Source organism: Bradyrhizobium sp. CCBAU 51627 (assembly GCF_028128765.1).
Classification (GTDB): Bacteria; Pseudomonadota; Alphaproteobacteria; order Rhizobiales; family Xanthobacteraceae; genus Bradyrhizobium.
Window position 1 is genome coordinate 117,120 of sequence record NZ_LBJG01000017.1, and the last position, 25,200, is coordinate 142,319.

General features: G+C 57.0%; 15 protein-coding genes, 3 pseudogenes and 1 riboswitch. Of the genes and pseudogenes, 16 read left to right on the plus strand and 2 right to left on the minus strand.

The features are described 5' to 3' along the window. The first annotated feature begins 217 nt into the window (after nucleotides 1-217). Nucleotides 218-420, plus strand: a riboswitch (cobalamin riboswitch). 100 nt (nucleotides 421-520) lie between these two features. After that, complete coding sequence (metE, locus tag XH88_RS08915; RefSeq protein ID WP_271615028.1) at nucleotides 521-2,866, plus strand: 5-methyltetrahydropteroyltriglutamate--homocysteine S-methyltransferase; 2,346 nt, start codon at nucleotides 521-523, stop codon at nucleotides 2,864-2,866. 546 nt (nucleotides 2,867-3,412) lie between these two features. Continuing rightward, nucleotides 3,413-3,619 carry a hypothetical protein gene (locus XH88_RS08920; protein ID WP_164937386.1) on the plus strand — a complete coding sequence of 69 codons (207 nt, stop codon included), beginning with the start codon at nucleotides 3,413-3,415 and terminating at the stop codon, nucleotides 3,617-3,619. Between the two features lie 5 nt (nucleotides 3,620-3,624). On the opposite strand, the gene XH88_RS08925 is transcribed toward XH88_RS08920, so the two are convergent. Next, complete coding sequence (locus tag XH88_RS08925) at nucleotides 3,625-4,089, minus strand: hypothetical protein (RefSeq protein WP_271615029.1); 465 nt, start codon at nucleotides 4,087-4,089, stop codon at nucleotides 3,625-3,627. Between the two features lie 844 nt (nucleotides 4,090-4,933). Between XH88_RS08925 and XH88_RS08930 the strand changes: the two genes are divergently transcribed. From XH88_RS08930 to XH88_RS08995, 14 genes and pseudogenes are all read left to right on the plus strand, one after another. After that, entirely contained in the window at nucleotides 4,934-5,167 is a 234-nt protein-coding gene (locus tag XH88_RS08930) for a hypothetical protein (RefSeq protein ID WP_271615030.1), read from the plus strand. 140 nt (nucleotides 5,168-5,307) lie between these two features. Further along, nucleotides 5,308-5,537 (plus strand): annotated as a pseudogene (locus XH88_RS08935) (IS3 family transposase); the annotation flags it as partial. 257 nt (nucleotides 5,538-5,794) lie between these two features. Next, nucleotides 5,795-6,907 (plus strand): hypothetical protein, encoded by a 1,113-nt coding sequence (locus XH88_RS08940; protein ID WP_271615031.1) that lies wholly within the window; start codon nucleotides 5,795-5,797, stop codon nucleotides 6,905-6,907. Nucleotides 6,908-8,428: 1,521 nt separating this feature from the next. Continuing rightward, nucleotides 8,429-8,614, plus strand: a complete 186-nt coding sequence (locus XH88_RS08945; RefSeq protein WP_271615032.1) for a hypothetical protein — start codon at nucleotides 8,429-8,431, stop codon at nucleotides 8,612-8,614. A gap of 1,021 nt (nucleotides 8,615-9,635) precedes the next feature. Then, entirely contained in the window at nucleotides 9,636-10,736 is a 1,101-nt protein-coding gene (locus XH88_RS08950) for a sulfotransferase family protein (protein WP_271615033.1), read from the plus strand. Between the two features lie 255 nt (nucleotides 10,737-10,991). Beyond that, a pseudogene (cysD, locus tag XH88_RS08955) lies at nucleotides 10,992-11,900 on the plus strand (sulfate adenylyltransferase subunit CysD); the annotation flags it as partial. Further along, entirely contained in the window at nucleotides 11,900-13,783 is a 1,884-nt protein-coding gene (gene cysN, locus XH88_RS08960; RefSeq protein WP_271615035.1) for a sulfate adenylyltransferase subunit CysN, read from the plus strand. The pseudogene cysD and the gene cysN, both read left to right, overlap by 1 nt. Nucleotides 13,784-13,879: 96 nt before the next feature. Beyond that, nucleotides 13,880-14,077 (plus strand): hypothetical protein, encoded by a 198-nt coding sequence (locus XH88_RS08965; RefSeq protein ID WP_128948121.1) that lies wholly within the window; start codon nucleotides 13,880-13,882, stop codon nucleotides 14,075-14,077. A 1,926-nt stretch (nucleotides 14,078-16,003) separates the two neighbouring features. After that, the gene (locus tag XH88_RS08970) at nucleotides 16,004-18,415 is read left to right on the plus strand and encodes a 2-aminoethylphosphonate--pyruvate transaminase (protein ID WP_442868426.1); all 2,412 of its coding nucleotides are present in this window, start codon (nucleotides 16,004-16,006) and stop codon (nucleotides 18,413-18,415) included. Between the two features lie 31 nt (nucleotides 18,416-18,446). Beyond that, nucleotides 18,447-19,505, plus strand: a complete 1,059-nt coding sequence (gene rtxC / locus XH88_RS08975; protein WP_271615037.1) for a dhydrorhizobitoxine desaturase — start codon at nucleotides 18,447-18,449, stop codon at nucleotides 19,503-19,505. Between the two features lie 29 nt (nucleotides 19,506-19,534). Then, nucleotides 19,535-20,320, plus strand: a complete 786-nt coding sequence (locus tag XH88_RS08980) for a gamma-glutamyl-gamma-aminobutyrate hydrolase family protein (protein ID WP_271615038.1) — start codon at nucleotides 19,535-19,537, stop codon at nucleotides 20,318-20,320. Nucleotides 20,321-20,482: 162 nt separating this feature from the next. Next, the gene (locus XH88_RS08985; RefSeq protein ID WP_271615039.1) at nucleotides 20,483-21,352 is read left to right on the plus strand and encodes a DMT family transporter; all 870 of its coding nucleotides are present in this window, start codon (nucleotides 20,483-20,485) and stop codon (nucleotides 21,350-21,352) included. Continuing rightward, nucleotides 21,349-22,635, plus strand: coding sequence for an ATP-grasp domain-containing protein (locus XH88_RS08990; protein WP_271615040.1), 1,287 nt, complete (start codon nucleotides 21,349-21,351; stop codon nucleotides 22,633-22,635). The genes XH88_RS08985 and XH88_RS08990 overlap by 4 nt, the downstream gene beginning before the upstream one ends. Next, nucleotides 22,635-23,972, plus strand: coding sequence for a glutamine synthetase family protein (locus XH88_RS08995; protein ID WP_128948116.1), 1,338 nt, complete (start codon nucleotides 22,635-22,637; stop codon nucleotides 23,970-23,972). Before XH88_RS08990 ends, XH88_RS08995 begins: the two co-directional genes overlap by 1 nt. Nucleotides 23,973-24,550: 578 nt before the next feature. Here XH88_RS08995 and XH88_RS09005 read toward each other — a convergent pair. Then, nucleotides 24,551-25,153: pseudogene (locus tag XH88_RS09005) on the minus strand (IS3 family transposase); the annotation flags it as partial. Between the last annotated feature and the right edge of the window lie 47 nt (nucleotides 25,154-25,200).

The following is a 25,200-nucleotide window of genomic DNA, read 5'->3' on the forward strand; positions in this document are numbered from 1 at the left end:
CTTCTGTCCCTTTCATCGATCTGGCGTGCGGCGCCGCCTCAAGGCACCTCCGATGCTCATTGAGACATCTGACAAAGACATGTCTGATTACGGCATCTCTGATTGGAGAATGTCTCTAGATGGTGGTGAATCATACACATGCACGCTCATTCGCCTCAAATGTCGCAGATTGGCTTGGCACACAATCTGAGAGGTTGACGGAAGAGTTCTCCTGCCGATAATCCACGGCCGTCGAGGTTCTCCGGTGCCCATTTGATCCGGAGCTAAGAGGGAAGCCGGTGCGAATGCCGGCGCTGCCCCCGCAACTGTAAGCGGCGAGCCGCTGTCCAACGATGTCACTGAAGCCTCCAAGGCTTGGGGAAGGCCGGACAGCAGCGATGACCAGCAAGCCAGGAGACCTGCCCCGACAAAATATTGGTCCACGGGCGGGGTGTCTCGGTGGTGCGCCAAGCAGCCGTCGCACGCGCGACTCCCCTGCCTGCGTCCGCCATGGCCTCTGTCCCCAACAGGGGTTGACGCTATGTCTCTTCGCTCTCTTCCAATCGCTACGCTCGGAACGCCACGCATCGGTCCAAGGCGTGAGCTCAAACTCGCTCTCGAAAGCTACTGGGCCGGAAAGATCAGCGAACAGCAATTGCACGAGGACGCATCCGGCCTGCGCGCAGCGAACTGGGCTCGTCAGAAATCTCTCGGCGTCACGATCATTCCGTCGAACGACTTCTCGCTGTATGATCAGGTGCTCGATACAAGTGTCATGGTTGGGGCCATCCCGGAGATCTACGCCTCGAAAGGAGAATCCGTTTCGCTCGAGACGTACTTCGCCATGGCCCGCGGATCACAATGCGACGACCAGGATGCGAGTTGCGGTCAGAGCCCACGGGGATCTGGCGCGCCCGCGCAGGGAATGACCAAGTGGTTCGACACCAACTACCACTACATGATTCCCGAGTTCTACAGGGGACAAGCGTTCAGACTGTGCTCTCGCAAACCCATTGAAGAGTACGAGGAAGCAAAGGCTCTTGGCTTTCAGACCCGCCCGGTCCTGATCGGGCCGGTCACATTCTTAAAGCTCGGCAAGAGTGCCGATAGCGCGTTGCAGCCCCTCTCCCTTTTGGATGATCTGATACCGGTCTATATCGACGTTCTGCATGAATTGGCCGAACGAGGGGCTAGTTGGGTTCAGCTTGACGAGCCCTGCCTGGCCCTTGATCTCGATGAGGCGGCGCGAAAATCTTTGCTACATGCCTATAACCGGTTCGCAAAGGAGGGACCGGCCATCAAGATCATGATTGCCAGCTATTTCGGCGCGCTAGGCGACAATTTGAATACTGCCTTGAACCTGCCAGTTTCCGGTCTGCACCTCGATCTTGTTCGAGCGCCAGAGCTATTGGATCAAATCATTGCTGACGGCCGAAGAGATCTCGTCATGTCGCTTGGTGTGATCGACGGCCGGAATATATGGCGCTCGAACTTGTCGTCGCTCCGTCAGCGGCTGGATCCAGCGATTGCGAAGCTCGGCAGGCACCGTGTACAGCTCGCTCCATCCTGCTCGCTGCTTCACGTGCCGGTCGATGTTGAACTCGAGACCGGGCTTACGTCCGACGTCAAGAGCTGGCTTGCTTTCTCGGTTCAGAAGATGCGCGAGCTTGCGATCCTGGGGCGGGTACTCGCAGGCGACCAGAATGTTGGGCTAGCTCTTGCCGATTCGGAACGCGCTGTGACTGCCCGCCGGACTTCGCCGAAGATCCATGATGCCAATGTCGCTGTCCGGGTGAGGACGATCGACCAGACGATGCGCCGGCGCGCCAGCCCATTTGCCCGTCGTTCCGAGATCCAAAGGAAACGCTTTGGACTACCAGAGTTTCCTACCACGACGATCGGATCGTTTCCACAGACCACAGAGGTCCGAAATGCTCGTGCGGCGCATGCGCGAGGTGCGATGAGCGACGAACAATACGACAGGTTCCTCAAGGAGGAGATAGCCCGCGCCGTACGTTGGCAGGAAGACATCGGTCTTGACGTCCTCGTGCATGGCGAATTCGAGCGTAATGACATGGTGCAGTACTTTAGCGAGCAACTCGCCGGCTTCGCATTTACCAGGAATGGATGGGTACAGTCCTATGGTTCGCGCTGCGTCAGGCCCCCGATCCTGTTTGGGGACGTAGTACGGTCGAAGCCGATCACCGTGGAATGGTGGCGCTACGCGCAATCACTAACCAGTAAGCCGATGAAAGCGATGTTGACCGGACCGGTGACGATCCTGAACTGGTCGTTTGTTCGCGATGATATTCCTAGAAGCGAGGTCTGCCGTCAGCTTGCGCTCGCGATCCGCGACGAAGTCCGCGATCTCGAGAATGCCGGTGCGGCCATGATCCAGATCGACGAAGCTGCACTCCGCGAAGGATTGCCATTGCGCCGATCGGACTGGAAGGCATATCTCGATTGGGCCGGGGATTGCTTCCGCATCTGCTCATCGGGAGTTGCCAATCAAACGCAAATCCATACACATATGTGCTACTCTGAGTTTAACGATATCATCGCTGCGATCGCTGCAATGGATGCGGATGTCATTTCGATCGAGTCGTCCCGCTCTAAAATGGAGCTACTGGATGCATTCAAGAAGTACGAATATCCAAATCAAATCGGACCTGGCGTGTACGACATCCACTCTCCACGCGTTCCCGAGGCGGGCGAAATGAAGGAGCTGATGGTGCTAGCTCGGACGCGTTTGCGGGATTCGCAGCTTTGGGTCAATCCGGACTGCGGCCTAAAAACGCGTAAATGGGAGGAGGTTCGGCCTGCGCTAACCAACATGGTCGCTGCCGCTCGCGAACTGCGCGCTGCAGCCTATCCGCAAAACCATTGATCCCGAGCCCGGGTCTGTTCTCGCCAAAGCTAATTCGCTTGTGGCCATTTGCGCTTTCCACAATGTCGAGGCAAGCCCTGGCGCCAACAAGAATGCCCGGTCCATTTCGTGGACCGGGGAAGGTGCAGGGTCGGAGGAACGAGGGTGACGCGTCGCGCTACTTTCGTCGGCCGAGGGAGAATAGCTGATGGTTCGATCAAGGCGACAACATTCGCCAAAGGATCTGCGCCTATTATAAAGCACGAGTTTATCGCAGCTAAATTATGCGGTGGTATGCGACCGTACAGCCTGAGAGTTAAAAATCTACACCGACGTTTGTCGCTCCTGAGCACGATGGCAACGGTTGCGACAGCAACGAGAAAAGTCATGCTTGACTGAAAGCAAGGCACCCACCACGCTTCGGTCCGCTCGGAGATGATTCCCGTCAGGCTCGCTCATTCGATCGACGCTGCATAGTTTCCGAAGAGCGCACGGCAGGGCGGTCCCCGCCCAACTCACGCCAGTCCATTTTGCAGGATAGCGCCGCTATCGCGGCCAGATACGCCAATGCGTTGGCTGCACGGCGACGTGCTTTCCGGTATTCGCGTTGATCCATCCGCCGAAGACCCGACGGCAAGGAAAGACAACCCGGTGAATCGAATTACCCTCGATCACGGCAATCTCCAGATCCTGATCGTGTGGCGGCACCGTTTCGAGCCGCTCCCAGATCAGATCGCCATTGGATCCTGGTCGGTGTTCATTGCTGCGGGCTGACAAATTCAGATAACCTTGTGAAGACTACGCACGTTACTTGGGTTCCGCGCGGACAGGCTCGGCCCGATATCGCGCGGACGGCCCGGGGTGTCGATCGCGTTAGCCGCGGCGATAGGGCTAATCGGCCATGCGCTGTTGTGAACAGAACACGATCCGCTCGCGAACTGAAATATTTTGACTTCCGCCACGAAAGAACGCCCGAGCTTCCGTCGAATCGATCTGATCAGCTCAAGAACTCGGTTGTTGGTATTTGTAGCTGTCAAGCTAAACTGGACTGCAGCTCCAGCAATCTGGCCCGCGGCGGGGTAAATGGTCCGGCTTTCTGTCATGTCACGTCCCTTATTGGTGAGACATTCCCTGTCCTGCGGCGTCATCCTGCTGGGTGTGTGGGTGAGCTCGGCCGCGCCCTCGCGCGCGCCGCGCAGCCCATCCAGCGAGAGCGCAAAGACCTCGGATTCGCTTAACAGCATTAGGATGAGCGTAGCTCCGCTCGGAGCCCATAGTCGGGCCGGTCCGCAGGCCGATAAAGTGGACGCCGTCGCGAGCGGCGCAACCTATCATGTGCAGGTCATTGGCCCGCGGCTCGGCTGCGCCCGGCAGCAGTCCTAAAAAACGGTCGCTGCTACCCGGACATGAAAGCATCATGGGCGCCAAATCTTTCTGTCTGCCATGCGTCTGACCTTACTGGAAGATACTTCTATCAGGACGCAGCCGCCGTAGCGTTGATGCGGGTCAAAAAGTGGTGCCTGCCCGTTCGGGATTGGTCGAGCTCGAACGGACACAACGAGCCGCAGACGCCCGCGTTGACAGTCGACATGTCCGAACTCGCGCTTCCGCCAGCGCCTCGCGTTTCTCTGCAACGCCCAGCATGTTGATTTGAGGCGCAACTCACGCCCACGGGCTACGACAGCATTTTCCTCATTGCTCCGTACACCCGAATCGTCGATCGATGTTCCGCCTTTCATTGTCGGTAGCTTTGCCGGCGCTGATCCCACCCTTAAGCTTTGGCACTGAGGTCCTGGACCGGGCTCATCGACGACAAGCCTGATGATCGGCTCTGCTGTCGCGCCGGCAAGTGGACCGTCGGATGCAGGTTCGGGATGCGCATTGCCCCGCGATCGCTTGCGCGTATAGCAGCCCGTCGGCGCATATAGAAATCCGGCCGCGATGAGCCGGCAAGCGATCGCGGTTCTTCGCGACAACAGGAGGCTAGCGCCGCGCTGCTATACGACCTGTCTTCGGAGGAGCGGACAGAGCTCTCGGGATGCTGCTTGAGGCAAATCAAATACTCTAAGGGCGAATGGCAGATAGTGAATGAGCGAACCACAGGAAGAGAGGGTCATGCCTTCATTTAACGTTCGGTTTATTAAGACCGTCTGCGACGATACCGGCGGTGAGCATCGTGCATGCCAGGCAGCATTCAAGGTCGATGCCGCCTCGCTGAGTGCTGCTGCACAGCAGGCGGAGACCGATTTCTGCAGGCAAAAGAGAGTCCGCGATTGGACAATCTTCGCCGATGTGTTGGAGCTTCGAACCCCGCCTGCATGAGCTAATCCGTCCACATCAGCCTTTTGAGCATCCCGCAAGGACGAGCACTCCTGAATAAGCAAAGGACCTTGCACTTCCCGATTGTTCCACGGAAGCTGGACGTCTTCAACACCGACTAAGTCTCGTAGTTTTCGCCCGCGACGTTTGTGCTCGCCAGTCATGGCATCGCCATCAGCGTGGACGGCTTGGGCGCCGGGCGCGACATCGTGGTCGTCGAGCATGCCTACGACACGTGTGTCCGACGCCCGCGTCTCGATCGGACGTACCTCGCTTTTTACAATGGCCAGCGTTCCCTTTGAACCTTGGCGGCGCCGCTCCGGATCAAGCTTACTTCCGCCCGCTGCCATTTCGTGCGGTAGCCTCACTGTAGCACACGTTCCACTTATAGAAACGGCACGACGTCGGCAGTCGTGTTGGAATCCTGAAGGGACGGCCAATACGCCATCGCCCCGTGGCGAACCTCCCAAGTCAGATAGGTTGAATTGGTGGTATAGAGCACGTATCCGGCAATAGCGTAGCGCGCATCTGACCTATCGACCCAAGCGGGATCTCGGAAAAGCAGAGAGCGGAAGATCGCGCTGCTAGGAGGTAAGCGTGGCCTTAAATTCGTACGACGAGTGGTCGAGATTGAAGGAAGTCATAGTGGGTACAGCCACTAATTATGCGGCTCACGATCGCGAACTCTCTTTTGATCTATTCTTTTATGACAATCTTAAGGTCCGCTCGGAGTGGTATTATCCGCGTCTCTCGTCTGCGGCAGCAGGTACGGAAGCTGGCGCACGGGTCCGCCATCGGATCAAGGACCGCTACCTGGACGAATTGAACGAGGACGTCGAAGGAATCGTGAACACGTTGCGGGCGCTTAACGTGACCGTACATCGACCGATGACCCTCGATGCCTCCAGCGTGGAGGTTCGCACCCTTGCCTGGTCGGCGGCAGTCGTGCCGCCGCTCAATGTCCGCGACATAGCTTTGGTGGTTGGAGACGAAGTGATCGAGACCCCTCCTATGCTCCGCTCACGATACTTCGAGACACAATTTCTCAAACCAATCTTCGCGTCCTATTTCGACCAAGGCGCGCGATGGTCAGTGATGCCGCGCCCGTTGATGACCGACCGGTCATTCGACCGTTCCTACGTCCTATCAACGACCGGTGGCCCAACGGAACCGATTTCAAATCCCGGAACGCATCCCTATGACGTTGGCCTGGAGATGATGTGGGATGGTGCGCAGTGTTTGCGCCTGGGACGCGACCTCGTCGTAAATATCGCCACCGCGAATCACGCGATGGCATGTGATTGGCTAGAGCGCCATTTGGAGGGAAGATCTCGGATCCACCGTGCCTACAAGTTGAGCGATAGCCATATCGATAGCATGGTCATAGCGCTTGCACCTGGGCGGCTGCTCGTGCGATCTCGCGAGGTGGCCGACTATTTGCCAAAAGCAATGCGCAAATGGGACATGATAGTGGCGCCCGAACCACTCAAAAATAATTTCCCAACTTACGACGATGACGACCTTCTGTTGTCCAGTCTTTACATAGATATCAACGTCCTTTCGGTCGCTCCTGACGTCGTTTTAGTCAACGACGCCTGCCCAGAACTGGCCCGGATCCTCGAACACAATCGCTTTCAGGTAGTCCCGGTTCGGCACCGCCATAGGCGGATTTTTGGCGGGGGGTTCCATTGCTTTACTCTCGACACGGTCCGCGAAGGCGGCCCGGAGGATTACCTCAACTAGCACCGACGATATACGTAATCGTTTGCTTCCAAAGCAACGATCGTACAGTCGCTGCTTTGGAGCCTGATAGCTGGCGAAGGTGTGCTCGCCAGGACTGGTCAAGCTTATGCTGGATCACCTTGTTGCCAGAATTCAAAATTAGGGCGTATGCTCCCCAGCGCCGCAAAGTGGCTGAGCCAGTTATCATGTACTCTCCGCCGCGTTTGAGGTCGACGATCGTCGAGTGTCCTCCAGTGGACCGTAAGTTGGGACGCGAACGCGCTCACATCTTGCGGCGCGATCGTGCCCGTGAGGATCTTCACGTGTCAGGACGGGAGCAATTGAATGTCATTTGTTCGTCCAGTGACTTTAAAGGAGACTGTTGCTTCGATATCACCAAATCGATGAACAGCCGATCTACGCTCGCGTCAGAAGAGACACCACATGTTCGACATTTATTTGAACCGAAGACACGATCTTTTGGTCGTTCCGAGAGGCTTTGCGATCCCCCCGGGACTGGACGGCAATTGGAAGCGAAGGAAGCGGGCGGTTCGTTCCGTGAGCGACGTCATTCGTCAGGACGTACAACAGCGTGGTTACCACCGGCGTCGTTTGATCTCAAATCGGTCGAAGGCGGCAGTTGAGACCTCGTCAAACTCCTAGTCACGCAGCTATCTAGTGCTGAACCGTCCTTCGGAACATTCTGGCAGGACCTCGCCGATGCCGTCTCGAAAGCGCTGCTTACCGCGGCGACGGCAGGCGGGTGTCCTGCATTAGGCTTCAGGAGAATCTTTCTCTTGAAAAGCGGCGCGCTGCTCTGGAGCTTGCCTCAAAATAAGCATTATGCGGCTTTTCCTTGACTCAATGGCGTGCGTCTGAGTTTTCACCTGTCTATGCTGAAGCTAATTGCCGGCCAGCCGCACGGTTAGGCGAGCATCGAAGTCGTTGAGCAGCATTTGGCTATCTATTATGGCAGCGGCCCGGAGTTGCCGGCTCGTATGAAGCGCTTCGGAAGCCGCGCGCCCCCACTCGATGTTTTGGGCCAAAGGCTGATCGAGCGGAAGGCCGGGCTGGATTATCACCGAGGAGGGAAGGGATCAGCTCGCGACGCTCGCACAATTAGATCGGGGTACTATGCAGGCGGAGGTTGAGCGGGAGGTCGCGCAAGAGCTGAAAGCTGGGCAGCCGCCTCTCTGACTTCGCAGCTGGGAACGAACGCGCGCAGAGCGCCCCACGGCAAGGGATTGAGCCTACGTAAACGAATATCGGCGTGACGGCCAGCCGCTTAACCCTTGCCGATGGTGATGTACTTCGACCAGATCGCGAAGTTCAATTTAGAAACACTTTGGTTGTGATGGGTCGCAGAGCGCGAGGTTTGTATGAAGTTTACAATTCCACAGCTGCACCAGTCGAGACGCCTCGCTCGTAAGACGTGACCGAGCTTATACCTGGCGCGACTTCCTATGATATTGCCTGTTTTTTGCGGTCGTCGCGCTTGGAAAACCATGCTACAAGCCGCTCCTCTCAAAAGGAGCATTCATCGTGAAGAAAGCAACCAAGAAACGCGTTAAGCGGCGCGAATGGACTAAGGCAGAGATCAAGGAGCTCAAAGTTCATTCGAAGGCCCGAACCCCGGTCATAAGAATAGCAAAGATGACCAAACGCAGCGTCGGTGCTCTCCGCCAGAAGGCCTTAAATCTTGGAATCGGACTCGGACATCAGCGGTAGCCTTTGGGCAGCGCTGGTACTGGCGCGGCAGGGCGGCTCGCAGGCCGCCCTCACCCATGGAAATTTTGGCGCAAATTAGTTTTACCGATCCGCGCTGAGAGGATTTTTTGGATGGTGTTTCAATGTCGCGGTGGGGGGCTCGAGCATCCTCTCATTGATGGACTTTCTTAGAAGTGATCTCAGTTGTTGTGACCACTCGCCATCCCATATCGGCAGTAAAGGCACCGTCTCGGCTATAGCCCTGTCAAGGATCTCCCACATGAACGGCCGAACAATCTGCCTCCGTCACTAGAGGTGCGGCCAAGCGCGCTTTGCTGATCGGGTAATCTTGTGGAGGTCCATCAATCTAACACTAGCAATCTAACACTCCTTAGCGCCGGTCAGGGAGGAGCAGGGTTGCGAAGTCCGATAACCCAAATACTCTTACAGTTTGGACGAATGGGCTTGTGTAAAACAAGCTGGCCGGACCTATAATCCAGTGTGTTGGCCGATGAACGGCGGCGCCGACTGGAAGTGAGTCTGGATCGATGCCGCGTTGGCTGCGTCCTGCCAGGTGTGATGTTCACGATATGGTCTGCGTCTTTGTAGCACTGCGCTCATATGCCGAAATTGATTGGAGTATGCCGAGCTTCAGCGAGGTGCATGTCGCATTTTACCTCTTCAATGGCCCCAGCGCATGCATCTTCTGACTAAACGTAGCAATCTTCCATGCCGCGCGCGGTCTTCGGCAAACGTCGGTATAGTTCTTTTCAACCTTCCCATATCCGCAGTCAATCTTCGTGCAATTGAGCTGTTGCTTCATTTCGTATTATTGGGTCGAGCAACCGGGGAAGCAATTGCAGTTATCCTTCCGTTCCCACCCAATCGAACTGAACGGGTCTCAGGTCATGAGTGGCAGACAGAATTTGTGTCGTTTCGACTCTTTGCACGCAAGCGGTTGTCCTCACGTGATCCGCCGGCTGGCTTTGTTTGGCCCAATCGAGCTCACAGGGGGCGCTTGCCAAGCACGAGTGTCTGAGCGATGAGCGGACGTCTTGATCGTTCACCTCAGGTGTGCTTTCTGCTCGGCCTTCCACGATCCGGGACGACACTCCTGGCACATTTGCTGCAGCTCCATCCGGACATTGTGGCTCCGCCTGAACCCTGGTTGATGCTGGCGCTTGAAGCATTTGGCAAGGTGGATCGGCGCCATCCGGCGGGCAGCTCACTGATCGAGGCCGCAACCTCCGAATTCCTGGGACGGATAGATCGCAAGATCGTTAGCCGCGCTTTTACAGACGCAGCATACAATCAGTATCTGGCAGAAGCGGGCAAGCGCATCATCATAGACAAGACACCACGCTATTGGACGGTCCTTGACTTTGTTGAATCCGTGTACCCAGAAGCACCACACATCCTCTTGATGCGCAATCCCTACGCCATCGCCGCTTCACTGAAATCGACATGGGGCATCCCACTGCGGGCAGAAAGCTCGCGGCCGGTCAGCGTATCCAGTCTCGCTGACCTCATGCTCCGTCTGCCTGATGGCATAATATCTTCACTCGCCGATTTGGTTTTGGGTCTGCCTAGGCTCGCCGCGCAACGTACTCGCCGGCAGACTCATTTGGTGCGATACGAGCTGTTCGTGGCGCATCCGGACGAGGAAATCCAGCGTCTACTGGCAGGGCTCGGCTGTGATCCAGGAGGCGTCGCATCGGCGAGCATGGGACGAGCAGATTATCTTCAATCCAGCAGCTTTGGGGATCGAAAAATCCTGGAACGAAACGCCATCGACGAAAGCTCTGTCAAATCATGGCAATCTCAATTGAGCGTCGAAGAGATGCAAACCGTGACCGATCTGGTCGGTGCCGAGCTGTTGCTAGACCTCGGATATGAGCAGGAATTGCTGCATGCTCAGAAAGCCGGAGTTCTGGACAGGGGACGGGAGGTAACCGAACTCTATCGTCGGATGTTCCGAACCTGGTGGGATTTGCGAAGTGCCAAGGCAGGAGGATTGTCCAGCTCATCTCACGCTGGAGGGCCGGTCCACACTTCTTGGAATATTTCGGAAAACCGGGACGTGGCTATCGAGATGTTGCGAGGCGAGGTCGCGCGGCTTGAACAGATCCTCAGCATCTCCTAAGGACTCTGGATGCTTGTGATCAAGACACGCTGGTTGATCTAGCCAAGCTCGCTAATCGGCGCGGTGATCCCCCGATCAGGTATGACGCAGGCGCCGGCCGCACGAGCGGAAGAATGCGATATGCTGCCGCGTCCGGAAGTCTGCTGTCGAAGGGGCTCGACTGATGGACGAGCCATGCGTCTCCGCCGGTCGCTTCGCGGATATTGCCACTCTAGGGAGCCATAGAGCGGCGAAGAACAGAGATCCTCACGGAAAACAAGATATATGCTGCCGAAGCATCTGCGCCGTCTCGAGGCGGAATCGATTGAAATCATGCGTGATGTGGTCGCCGAGTTCGAAAGGCCCGTCATGCTTTACTCCATCGGAAAAGATTCAAGCGTGATGCTGCACATCGCGATCAAGGCGTTCTATCCGGCAAAAATACCTTTCCCCCTGCTTCACGTCGATACGACATGGAAGTTCCGCGAGATGATCAGCTTCCGAGACGCAACAGCCAGGCGACTCGGCCTCGACTTGATCGTCCATGTCAACAAGGACGGCATCGCCCGCGGGATCAATCCGATCGATTCCGGCTCCGCCCTCCATACCCAGGTGATGAAGACCGACGCCCTGAAGCAGGCGCTCGACTTCCACGGATTTGATGCCGCCTTTGGCGGAGCCCGGCGCGATGAGGAAAGGAGTCGCGCAAAAGAACGGATACTCTCCTTCCGTTCGGCCGGACACGTATGGGACCCCCGTAACCAACGGCCGGAGCTCTGGAGCCTGTTCAACACACGGATTCGCCAGGGCGAAACCATGCGCGTGTTTGCGATGTCAAACTGGACCGAGCTTGAGGTGTGGGAATACATCATGATCGAGAAAATTCCGGTCGTTCCGCTCTACTTCGCAAAACAGAGACCGATAGTGCATCGAAATGGTGCGATGATCATGGTTGACGACGAGCGATTGCCGCTTAACTGCGACGAGACGCCGGAAATGCGGAGGATCCGCTTTCGCACCCTTGGATGTTATCCCTTGAGCGGGGCAATTGAATCCGATGCGACGACGATCGAAGGTATCGTCGCAGAAATGCAAACTGCGACTGTGTCGGAGCGCCAGGGGCGCCTCATTGATACAGATGAAGCCGCTTCAATGGAGAAGAAGAAGCGGGAAGGCTACTTTTGATGTTCACAAATCCGACAATGGAGCCGGTCCCGGCCCGGACGAAGGATCAGTTGCGATTCATCACATGTGGCGCGGTGGACGACGGCAAATCGACGCTGATCGGCCGATTGCTGCACGACAGCAAGATGATCTACCACGATCAGATCACGGCGTTGGAACGCGACAGCATCAAATACGGTAGCACCGGGAATAACATCGACTTCGCTCTGCTTGTGGACGGGCTCGAGGCCGAACGGGAGCAGGGCATCACGATCGATGTTGCCTACCGCTTCTTCTCTACGCCGCGGCGCTCCTTCATGGTGGCCGACACTCCTGGCCACGAGCAGTATACCCGCAATATGGCTACCGGTGCCTCGCAAGCCCAGCTCGCCATTATCCTGATCGATGCACGCAAAGGCGTGATGGTTCAGACGCGCCGCCACTCTTTTATCTGTGCGTTGCTCGGTATTCGTCATATCGTGCTGGCAGTTAACAAGATCGATCTTGTCGCCTACGACAAGGAGTGCTTCGACCGGATCGCCCGTGACTATCTGGCCTTTGCTGCCGGTCTCGGCTTCACCTCGATCGTTCCAATCCCGATCTCGGCCCGCGACGGCGACAACGTCGTAGACCGCTCTGCGCGCGCCAACTGGTATCATGGCCCCTGCCTGCTTGAATATCTGGAGAGCATTGACATCCAGTCCGGGACCGCAAGCCAGGCTTTCCGCTTTCCGGTACAATGGGTGAACCGGCCGAACCCGGAGTTTCGGGGCTATGCCGGGACGGTGGCTTCCGGGGAGATCTCGGCGGGGGATGAGATCATCATCGCCGCGTCGGGACGGACTACGCGCGTCAAACGGATCGTGACCCACGGTGGCAACCTTGTCGGTGCCGAAGCCGGGGATGCGGTGACCATTACACTCGAAGACGAAATCGATATCGGCCGTGGCGACGTTCTGTCGCGGCCGGACAATCAACCGGAGGTCGCCGACCAGTTCGCTGCTTATGTCATCTGGATGGACGAGGAGCCGCTCGCTCCGGGACGCAATTACGTCCTGCGGATTGGATCGCAGACGATTGCCGGCAGCATTACCGAAATTAGGCATCGGATCGACGTCAACACTTGTGAGCATCTGGCCGCCGGGATGGTTTCCCTGAACGAGATCGCTTTCTGTAATGTTGCGACCACAATGCCCGCAGTATTCGATCCTTACGATGTCAATCGGAAGACCGGATCATTTATCTTCATCGATCGTTATACCAATCGTACGGCCGGGGCCGGCATGATTGCCTTTCCGCTACGGCGGGCTGCCAATATTGCTAGGCAAGGCCTATCTGTGGATCGGAGGGAGCGCGCCGCGCTCAAGAATCAGAAGCCCTGCGTCATCTGGTTTACCGGCCTGTCTGGTGCGGGAAAGTCGGCGATTGCCAATCTCGTTGATCAAAAGCTGTTTGCGATGTCGCGGCATACAATGCTGCTGGATGGCGACAACCTCCGGCACGGATTGAGTGTGGATCTGGGCTTCTCGGAGGCGGATCGCGTGGAGAACATTCGTCGTGTCGGTGAAGTTGCCAAATTGATGGCAGACAGCGGCTTGATCGTGATCTGTTCGCTTATCTCGCCCACCAGAGCCGAACGGGACAGGGTACGCACCCTGGTTGGCAAGGAAGAGTTCATAGAAGTCTTTGTCGATACGCCGATCGAGGAATGCGCGCGGCGAGACCCGAAAGGGCTGTACTCAAAGGTGAAATCAGGCAAGATCAAGAACTTCACGGGAATCGACGCGTGCTACGAAGCACCAGCAACACCGGACATTCATCTCAGGACCATGGAGCAGACCCTAGAGCATTCAGCGAAGGCGGTGGTGGATTTCTTGATGGCGCGCTCAATTCTTGATGGTTAGATGTTCCTCGCACCGCGTCATCGATTCGCAGGATACGCTGCTGATACGGCTCTGAGGCGGGGCCTGCGACCGAACTTTTCGCTCTAAAGGAACAAAATGGTCGCACCAACTCGTGTGCTGCCAGCTTCCGGTTTTGTGCTCGAGGTGGATGGTCAATTCAAAACCGAGTATGCGAGCAAAGATGGAGCATGGTCAAAAGCCGAGGAGCTCAAGAGACGCCGTCCCATGCTGCAGGTCGAAATTTACGACGCGGTGAGAAAGGCCAGAGAGGAAGTCCGTCTTCCGCCAGGTTGAATTTTCGCTTGACACTTTTGCTGCGCGTGCGGCCACGCAGAGCTCCGTTCAAAGCCGAGCCGGGGTCCGCGACTCGGCTTTAACCTCCGCGCAGTACGAAGCTCGTACCGCGAGTTCCGGGGGGCTGGCTATCCGGCGAGCCTGCGCTTACTCCCGGCATATTGATCAATCTAAACCGAGCAATCGGTCACGATCCATCCTGTCGCGGTGATGGTAACGTCCGAGAAGCTTACTTCCTATTGGCCGCCGCTCGTGGGCGAACACCATCGGCGTACGCTCCGCACCTTCGTGTCGCGAGGCAACGCTGCCGCGAAACATCAGCCATCCTGAGCTACGGAGCTCCCGCCGCGTGTTTGGGGCATGCTTCATTCCGCCTTCCATCGTGTCGCCATGAAGGCGGCCATGGCACGGCCGAACCCTTGGCAAGCGACTAAGACTGATCTCTTGATAATCCGCTCTGGTCAACCGTCAACGTGCTCGACCGCGCTGTAGACGGCGTCGGACGCGAGCTCGCATCAACCAGCGGCCCCTGGAGACGAGAAGAGAGCAGAACGACTCGGAAGTGCGGCTATCGTCAAACCAGAGTGTCTCATCCGCGAGGTAGTGGCGCGGACCGGGTGCTGGCGATGCGCGGAACTCCTGCCCGCCGGATCACGGTTTGGAGCCGCAGTAAACCACGGCATGCTGGCTGCCGCCATGATCTCTTGATGAGACGTCTCGCGGCGAAGCTGCGTGTAGTACCGAGAGATGCTGCCAACCTAGTGATCGCTTTCAAGATGCGCCGGACTCGGCTTGACGTACTCCTAGCAATTCAGGACGAGATGTTCTGTGTCACGCCGCTCGCCGAAAGGTCTCGACTGATCCTTGCTGACCGGGCAGCGATCCAAGATCGCTCAACCGCTTCTGGTCGGACTCGGCCGCAGGCTGCGAAGGCTGCTCCATTCGAGCGCAATGACGTAACACAACAGCTAAGCCAGGAGGTGCAAGCTTTCGGGCGCCGCATCCAGGAGGATCTCGCCGGAACCGAGGAGAAACTCCGTACTTCCATATGGCGCTTTCGCCAGGATCGTCCGTAAACGAAACGATCAGCCCTCACTTCGCTGCAGGAAACGCGTTCGCAGGCGGAATGCTTACGATAGATCCAAATTGAACTCTCAAAGTAGCGAACCCTCGCTGGGATCCTCCCGTACTCCGCTGCCTGCGTCGGCTTGTCGCTGCCAAATGGGAGCACGTGACGAAAAATTCGCGCGAGAAAAACGCCGGAGAGGGTTGAAACGCCCGTAACGTCAAGTTGTACGATCTCCGAAATCGCCAACACGGTCATTAGCGTCACAAATCCTCCAACGAGCGACGGAGTGCAAATGTATCAAGTCCCAAGCAAACGCATTGGACTTCCGCCGCGAACGACGATCATCGAGTGTGTGATGCTTAATCATCCCCGCGCGACGATCACGGCTGCATCGGCTTTCTGGCGTAAAGCGCCTGGCTGGGCAGGCTCACACGTAAATCGTCGGCCAACTGGCGCTGCGTAGCGCAAGAAGGCGACCGCGCCCAAGCCTGCACATGGCGTGGAAGTTGGATGATAGCGTGTTCGGCGCCAGTTTGCGTCCGATCGCTCGGTGCCAAAGGCTATTTGGAAGATCTGAAGGGCATCGACGGGAGCTTTGTGAGGAATCGCTCTCCATCCGCGATGGAATATTGGAGGTTTGTCATCCGCCAGCCTTTTCGAGCGGCCGATGCCAAGCGCACTCAATGGCGCTTCATTCGAAGCTGTTGACGAGGAAGGGAACGCGTGCGCCACGGGGGCTGCCCGGTGGGCGTGCTCCAGGTCATCAACGAATACAATGTAGGAGTAATGGTTTGACAAGACAGCGCTCTCTGCTGACGCCTGGTCCATTGTCGTTATCGCTGGCGGTGAGGAGCCAGATGCAGCTTGATCTCGCATCTCGCGATGACGAGTTCAAGGAGGTGACCGCCTGCATGAGGCGGCTGATGCTCAACTTGCTGGGAAATGCTGAGGACTATTCGGTGGTGCCTATTCAAGGGGGTGGCTCCTTTGCAATGGAGGCTGCCCTCTCTTCGTTCGTGTCCCGGGCCCACAGGCCGCTCGTCTGCGTAAACGGCATCTATGGCGAGCGCATTCTACAAATTTTGCGGCTGTGGGGTATCGAAGCACTGAAGTTTGTCAAGCGCGCGACCGATCCTTTGGACCCGCAAGAAATCGGCGAGTATTTGAACCGAAATCCTGGCGTTACGCACCTATGCTTCGTGCATTGTGAGACGACAACCGGGATCGTCAATCCGCTGCACGAGATCGTGGAGGAGGCGAGGCGACGTGGCGTAAAGACCATCGTCGATGGGATGAGTTCCTTCGGCGCCCTTAATATCGACCTGAGCCAGCGTGGAGCTGACGTCCTGGTCACGTCGAGCAACAAGTGCATAGAAGGGCCGCCGGGAGTGGCGTTTGTCATCGCGGCCCGCGAGCTGCTGGAGAATGCCGTTCAAGAACCGAGGTCGTTTGTGCTCGACGTGAGAGATCAGTGGCTCTCGCTCGAGCGCACCGGTGAGTGGCGCTCGACCCCTCCCACCCACATCGTTCAGGCAACGACAAAGGCCCTGAAGATTCTGCACGAGGAGGGTATCGATGCCAGGCGCTGCAGGTACGAGAAGGTCAGGGGCGATCTCGTAAAAGAACTCGAAGGACTGGTGTCTCCGCTCCTTTCCGCGGACTTGCAGTCGCCGGTTTGCGTCGCGTTCAGTGCGCCGTCGGGAATTGTGGACCAGGCAGGATTCGATGGGCTTTATCGCCATTTGGCGGCCCACAACCTATACATCTACTCAAAGCTGCATCTTGCGACGCGTAGCTTTCGGGTCGGTTGCATTGGGGAAATCCAATCCAGCTGGATCGAGCAGTTGGGATGCGCCTTTCGTACATATTTCCGGTCCGGTCAGGCTCGGTTAGCAAGGCCGATGTCGGGCCAAGAGGCATGCGCTGCTCGCGTAAAGATGCCGGCTCGAGCGGCTGGGGACCCGCGGCTGCCGTTTTCGGCCCAGACTGCTGTTCTGCACGCGGGCTATCGGCGAGACCCGGTGACGAAAGCCGTCGCAGTGCCGATTTACCAGAATACAGCTTATGAACTCGATGGCGATCTAAACCACATCGCTGACGTCTACAACGTCAAGGCCGATGGGTTCACCTACACAAGGATCATCAATCCAACGACCCGCGCGCTGGAAAGGCGCTACGCCGCCGTCGATATGGGAAGCGATTCGCTCGCCGTTGCGTCAGGTCAAGCAGCGACGTTCCTTGCTATCGTCAACCTGTCAAGTGGCGAAGTGGGGGACAATGTCGTCGCCTCTCCGTATCTATATGGCAATACCTGGAACCTGCTCCACAACACATTAAAGCGTCTTGGGATCAGCGTGAGGACGGCTGATCCTCGGAGGCCCGAGACGTTTGAACGTGCCATTGATGATCGCACGATATGCCTGTTCGGAGAGGTGATCTCGAATCCTTGTCTGATTCCGCTCCCCGTCAAACAGCTGGCCGAGGTCGGCCGAAAGTACGGCGTGCCTCTGGTCGTGGACAATACGACCACGCCACTGGTATGCCGGCCGTCAGATCTTGGCGCTGCTATTACGACGTACTCCGCAACGAAATATATATGCGGCCACGGCACGACGCTTGGTGGACTGATCGTTGACAACGGCGAGTTTAGCTACCGGGGAGCCTCTCGCTTTCCCTTGTTCAACCGTCCCGACGATGCGCATGGCGGAATTGTTTGGCATAATGCGGTGTGCGATGTCGACGATCTTGGAAAGAGCGAGTTTCTTCTCAAGGCTCGCATGACCTGGTTGCGCGATACCGGCGCAGCCATCGCCCCGTTTGCGAGCTTTCAATTGATCCAAGGGCTTGAAACGCTGCCTCTCCGCATGAAGCAGCACTGCGCAAATGCCAGGATCGTCGCCGGCGCTCTCAAGGAGCATCCTAAAGTGCGTCGCGTCTTTTACCCGGGGCTCTTCGAAGGCGCCGATCGGGAAATCGTCGAGCAGACACTCGACACCGCATACGGACACGGGGCGATGGTCATGTTCGAAGTGGAAGATGAACTGGCCGGGCGCAAGTTCATCCAGAACGTTGACTTGATGTATCACGTTTCGAATGTAGGCGACGCCCGCACGCTCGTGACCCATCCTGTCTCGACGACCCACACCACCGTCCCGCGGGAAAAGCGCGAAGCCGCCGGCATATTTGGCGGCTCGATCCGGCTTTGCGTCGGCATCGAAGATGTCAACGACATCCTGCGCGATCTGGACAAGGCGCTTTCCGCAATCTGACAACCTGCAAGGCGATCAGGAGGAGGTTCTCATGAATCAGGCAGACGCTTGGAAATTGAGGTCATCACGCTATGAGGCCGTTCAATTCAGCCGAGAAATCAATAGGCAGCTATCCGAGCTGAGGCCCGACAACATAACGGGAGCGGCTTATATTGCCAAAGATTACGCTGTCATCACAGCGTGTACGCTCGCGACTGTGTCGGTCTCATGGTGGCTCTACCCGCTCGCCGTCCTTCTGATTGGCGCCTATCAGCGCGGATTGACAACCATCGCTCATGATGCGGCTCACCGCACGCTCGCGAAGAACACGACCTGGAACTACGTCCTGGGCATTCTGTTCGCTTCCTATCCCTTGTTCCAGCGCCACTGGGCCTACCGGATCTCGCACGTCTATTTGCATCATCCGTATCTCGGAGATCCGGACAAGGATCCCGACCTGAAGTTCTTCCTGGCCAGCGGGGTTTACAACGTGCAGCCTCCGGAGCGGTACGCTTTCAACATGATCTGGAAGCCGATCTTCGGCGGCGCGACAGTGGCGTATCTGAAGTATCTTTGGGCCAATCGATTCTCGATCACAGATGTCGAGGATCAGAGCCGCTCAGGCATACTTATCGACAAGTATGGCTTCTATCTCTTCTGGATCAGCATCCTGGCCGGGTCATATGCTGTTGGGCTGCTCCATATCGTCGTCCTGTTTTGGATCGTGCCCTATCTCACCACGTTTCAGGTCCTCGGATGGTTTATCGAGCTAGCCGAGCACTCACCTATGTGCGAAACCGAGACGCAGAACGTCTATCTCACCAGGAATCGGAAAGGAAATTTTCTCGAACGGGCCATCCTCGGACAGAATCTGGATGAGTACCACCTTGAGCATCACCTTTCGCCGGGGATCCCGTTTTGGCTGTTGCGTAAAGCTCAGAAAATCCGAATGCAGGATCCGAACTATGCGAAGGTTGCCGCGACCTGGGGTGGGCTCTTTGTCAAGGGACCTCAAGGTCAACCTAGCGTCATAGCTCAGTTAAAAGAGCGAAATCGACGCTTGTATGAGCAGTCCGTTGCCGAGGTTCGCGCGCGAGGGCAGGTCGCGTGACGTTGCTACGGCCAGAGAGCACCCGAGCCGTGGTCGGCGTCACTTCGAACCGTCTTCTGGTCGATGGTGTGCATCGCGACTGGTTGCGGCGCAAGTACTTGCAGGCACTCAATCGTCATGCGGGAGTGGCTTGCGTCATATTGCCGACGGTCGACGCCGAGGATGCGGGGGAGGAGGTCGCCCCGGCGATCATGCGCCGGCTCGATGGCTTGGTGTTGACAGGTGATGAATCCAACATCGACCCCGCCGTCCTGAGAGCGCCTGCGTCCCTGACGCAGGCTGATCGGCAGGACGTTGAGATTGGGATCCTTGACCGTCCGCGGGACAGGCTCTCTGCCGTAACTATAGCGAGCGCCATCGCGCTCGGAATGCCTATTCTGGGCATCTGCCGTGGGCTTCAGGAACTCAACGTCTATTTCGGCGGCACGCTCCGCTCATCGCTTGCGGAGTGGAGGCCGGAAAGTGGCGCGATGCATGCCGAGAAGCCAGATCGTCCAAGAGACCGTCAGTACGATGCCGCGCACAGCGTCACGATATGCTCCGATGGCGCGCTTTTTCCAATCGCGCGGACTATCGAAGCGCAAGTGAGCTCGCTGCACAATCAAGGCATCGATGCGCTTGCCCCGGCGCTGAGCCGGGAGGCGTGGGCGCCTGACGGTTTGGTCGAGGCGGCTTCAGTCATTGGCGCCCCGACCCTCCAAATCGGTGTGCAATGGCACCCCGAATGGCACGCCTCAACCGATCTCCTCAGCAAGCAACTATTCAAGGCATTTGGAGAGGCGTGTGTTCGATACTACCGAACTAAGAAAAACTAGAGGCGGGCTGTGACATTTCAAACCAAACGTGGTCCGTGCACGTCGAAAGGACACTCCCTCGGAGCCGATACACGCCTCCAGTCCTGCGAGGGCCGTGCGCCGCCTCGCGGGCACAGGAAGACTGCGCGATTGACGAATCGCTTCGCTCTGGGAGTTCTATTTGTGGCGCTCTATGTCGTCGTGAGCGCGGCAGGCGAGGTTTATGCGGCGTCGTATTTTCAGCAAGCGGATGTGTTCGTCGCGCTCCTGCTGTCCTTCGCTGTGGTTTGTCTGATGTTCAATCTCCTGGCTTGCCACGAGGGAGGCGAGGCAACGGTGGCGAAATGGTCGCTCCTGGTCTTCGTCGCGCTCAATATCGTGACAGCAATCAGCTGGATCGGCCTATTTATCGGACTGAAATACGCTGAGCCTGCGATCGTCGTCGCCTTCATGGTGGCGCTGGGGCCCACCGCAACAGTATGGTTAAACGCACTGATCAGGCGCCAGGGTGCCCCTCCAGCATCCGATATTATCGTGAGCGTTACGATCGCAACGATCGGGAGCTACATGATTTGGATCTCGGCCAGCGGCAACGCAGGCGTGGAGTGGGGAACTCGATCGTCCTTTGGCATCGTCTTGGCAATCGTGGCCGGCCTATCGCTGGCCCTTACAAATATACTTGTCAAACTTCTGTTCGACCATGGGTTTTCTGGCCGACAAGTCCTGGCGCATCGCTTTTATGGAACGATTCTCTTGCTGCTGGGACTGGTCGATCATTCATCTATCGCGCCTGAGATCTCGCAGCATTGGTTTGCGATCGCAGCGATTGGGCTGTCGACGATCATTGTTCCTTTGCTCTTGATCCAGCAGGGCATTCGTCGCGTAGAGCCCTTCACAGTCAACATGGTCCTGTCCACCGCCCCTATCATCACCTTTCTGTTCCAGTACTTCGACTCTCGTATCGTGCCTTCACTACATACGTTCATTGGAAATGCTCTCATTACGGCTGTCGCTGTCGGCAACATCTACTTGCAGTATCGGAGATCCGCATGAAAGAACGGAATTGTGTAATCGTAGACGCATACTCTACCGGCCGATACCTACCGGAAGAGTTCAAGCGCTATGGAATTGGAACAGTGCATGTGATGTCGGCTGCACAGATACCGCCCATATTCCAATCGCATTTCAATGCGGATCTGTATGATGAACTCATTCGCCCCAGCGAGCGCATGGGATATGACGACATCGTTGATTATCATGTTCAGGCGCTCCATGGCCGGGAATTGGAGTTCGTTATCGCGGGCTGCGAGACCGGAGTTGAACTCGCCGATTCTTTGTCGGAGCGGCTTGGTTTACCATCAAATGGGACCGCGCTATCCGCTGCTCGGCGTGACAAAGCGCGATTGTCTTGCGCGCTGACCTCTGCAGGCGTGCGATCGATCAGACAAGTCGTGTCCGACAGTCCTGTAGAGATCGCGAGCTGGAAGCGTGAAGCGAAGTTCGATCAGATCGTGATCAAGCCTCTGAACAGTACGGGTACCGAGGATGTATTCTTTTGCTCGACAGATGCTGATATTCAGCGGGCTATGAGCGCAATTGTCGGGAAGACGAACCGCGTCGGAGCGTTGAATCGTTTTGCCCTTGGGCAAGAGAAAATAAACGGCCAGCAATATACCGTAAATGCCGTCTCGATCGACGGGGAAGCCTTCGTTACGGAGGCCTGGACCTATGACACGGTTCCTGTTGAGAGGGCATCTTCGGTCTGCTCACTTGAGAGATTATTGGGAGGCAGCGAACCAATCGTTCAGGAACTGTCCGACTACTTGGTGCGTGCGCTGCAGGCACTACAGATCGTCGACGGACCGGCTCATGCTGAGATCATCGTCGATCATCGGGGACCGGTTCTGGTGGACTTCGGAGCGAGGCTTCAAGGGACCATGTCGGCAAAAGCACGAACGATGGCGTTGGGGCACAACCATATGAGCCTGACGGCCTGGCGCTACGCAGATCCCAAGGGCTTTGGTGAATATATGAGGTCTCGCGGGCCTTACAAGCGACAGGCTCACGCACTTTGCGTCTCGCTGATCTCAGATATGGGCGGTGTCGTTGCCGGTTACCCGGGACTCGAGGCAATTCGCGAGCTCCCGAGCTTCGCGGATGCCATTGCATTCGTTCCGATTGGTCAAGAGCTAGTTCCCACGATCGACTTGGCGTCGACACCAGGCATCGTTTATCTCGTGAATAGCGATTTGACTCAGCTTGAGAATGACTATCGCAAGTTGCGAGCAATGCGGATGGACCAGGTGTTCGATTTAGTGATGCAGGATCGCGACTAATGCCAACTGATCCCAGGTCGACCGGAGCGAATCCAGCCCGCGCGGCGATGGTCGGCGTAAGCGACTTCGATGGCGTTCTGCGAGGCAAACACGTCTTAGGGGAAGATCTCTCGGATGGAGATAAAGTTATCAAGTTCTCTGAAGCGGTGCTGGCGTGGGATTGTACGGACCGGGTCATTCCGGCCAGTTTCACGCAAAAGCCGCTATCAGCGTTCGGTGATGCTGACCTGCGTATGCTGTCAGGCACCGGCCGTTCGGTGTCTCATCTCGGCGATCAATATCTCTACCTCGCGGAGTTCACGGGCGCACATGAGAACATCTGCCCCCGCGGTGTTCTGCGTAAGGTCCTAAGAAGGGCTGCTGACCACGGATACGACTGCACTGCCGGGTTCGAGTTTGAATTTATGCTTTTTAAGGAGAGCGCAGACACGATCGAAGAAAAGCCGTTCGGCGAATGGGCTCCTTTTACGCGCGGCCCGTTCGGCTACTCGATTGCGCGCTCTATCGCGCAACATGAGCTGTTCGATGAGATCTTGTCGCTTTGTGAGAAGGCTAGAATACCTCTCAGCGGACTACACTTTGAAACGGGACCTGGCGTGGTCGAAGCGTCACTTCGTCATTGTGATGCGCTGGAAGCTGCCGATCGAGCAACCATATTCAAGTCGATGATAAAAGCCTGGGCGCAAACGCGAGGCATGATGGCTACATTCATGGCCAAGGTTTCCGAGAAATGGCCCGGCCAGTCCGGCCATATTCACATCTCGATGTCCTCGGATAGTCAAAATGCGTTTTACGACGGTGATGCGTTCGGCAACGTCTCCGATCTTATGAGGCAATTCATCGCCGGCCAACTAGAATACATGAATGAGTTCTGTGTGCTCGCTGCGCCGAACTTCAACAGCTACAAGAGACTGGCACCTGGCTGCTGGGCACCAATCTCTCCAAGCTGGGGAGTTGACAACCGCTCCTGCGCGGTTCGCGCCATTCCGGGAGAGCCATCTGCCCATCGCCTGGAGTATAGGCTGCCTGGCGCAGACGTGAACCCATATCTCGCGCTCGCATGTGCGCTTGGTTCGGGAATATTGGGCGTCGAAACAGGTCCGCCACTACCGGCTTCGATCATTGGTGATGCAAGCGCGGAAATGTGTCGTCAGTCGGCGAGACTGCCTCAAAGCCTATCAGAGGCAACATCTCGTTTTGCACAGTCTGCAGCGGCCAGTGATGTCTTCGGAGAAAGGTTTGTTGAAGCGTTTTCTTGCTCGCGCCGTTGGGAATGGGAAGCCGTTCAACATCGGGTCACCGACTTTGAACGTCGGAGATACTTCGAGATCATTTAGCTTGAGCTCTTCGACAGTTCTGAAGATCATTCTTCTGGCCGGTGCCGGCGGGGCTACTGCGGCGGTCTGTGCCGCTGATGTTGGACTTCATACAGAGCAGATGTGCGTTACTCGTTACGTTAAGTGAGGACCTTGGGAACGCTGAGGAGGTCTGCTGTTATCTGCTCTATGCAGCAACCGCGATTGCTCCGTTTGCGATGCTAGGTAGTTCTAGCAACGAACATACCACTTCCATTGCTCGGCTTCTTCGAGACGAAGGCAAAGTCTATTATGCTCAGAGGACGAGCCGAAGAGGCCGGTGATGCGCGACGCTGTAGCCGAGCCGCGGAGCCACGCAGGACGCGAGGCGCAGCATCAAATGGGGGCAGCGCGACCAGACGATGGCTTGCACTCACGACAGAGCCGGACGACGCGAGGCAGGTGTTTGTGCCGTCGGAGACAGAACCGCTGGCATCGAGTTCGACGCCAAAGAACCAGCCGTTCTTCTGCCAATGGTAGCCGATCTGGCCACCTGCGAGGAACGTCGGCGTATCGACGATGCCGCCATAGATTGACGGACCGTAGGGATTGCTGAAGGAGATCTTGTGTCCATGTTCGGGCTCGGTCGTACGCGGCCGGCGGTAGAGCGCCTCTATCCTCATTCGCCGGATTAGCGTTTTGACATGCCGGCGGTCGATCTTGCACCCCTCGGCAGCCAACAGGTCTCGCAACATTTGAGAACCGGCGAAAGGAAACTCAGGTTCAGCCGGTCGAACCGTCGCATGATCGTGAGGTCGGCGGAAAGTACAGGACGTGGCAGATAATAGACACTGGCACGGCTGATCTTCAAAACGCTTCGCGTGTTTCATGATCGGCAGGTCGTGCTCCCGGTCGATCATCGCTTTGCGCTCAGCATGCCGGCGTTGCGGAGCGCGCCTTCCAAAAAACTGTTCTCTAGCCTGAGCTCCACGATCTTGGCGTGCAGCGGTTTCACATCCACCTCGGGCTCGCTCGGTCTGTTGCCACCGCCAGGACCAAATACCTCGGCCGCCGCTTCCTGAAGCTGGGTTTCCACTGCGTGATCTGGGTGCAGCTCGAAATGCTCAACCAGCTTGGCCAGCGTCATCTCGCCCTTGATCGCGGCCAGCACCACCTTGGCTTTGAATGCCGGCGCGGTGGTACTGGCGGGTTCGTCTGCTCATCGTCTCTCCTGATTCGCGGGACAATCTTGCCGGCCGTCAGGCAGAAA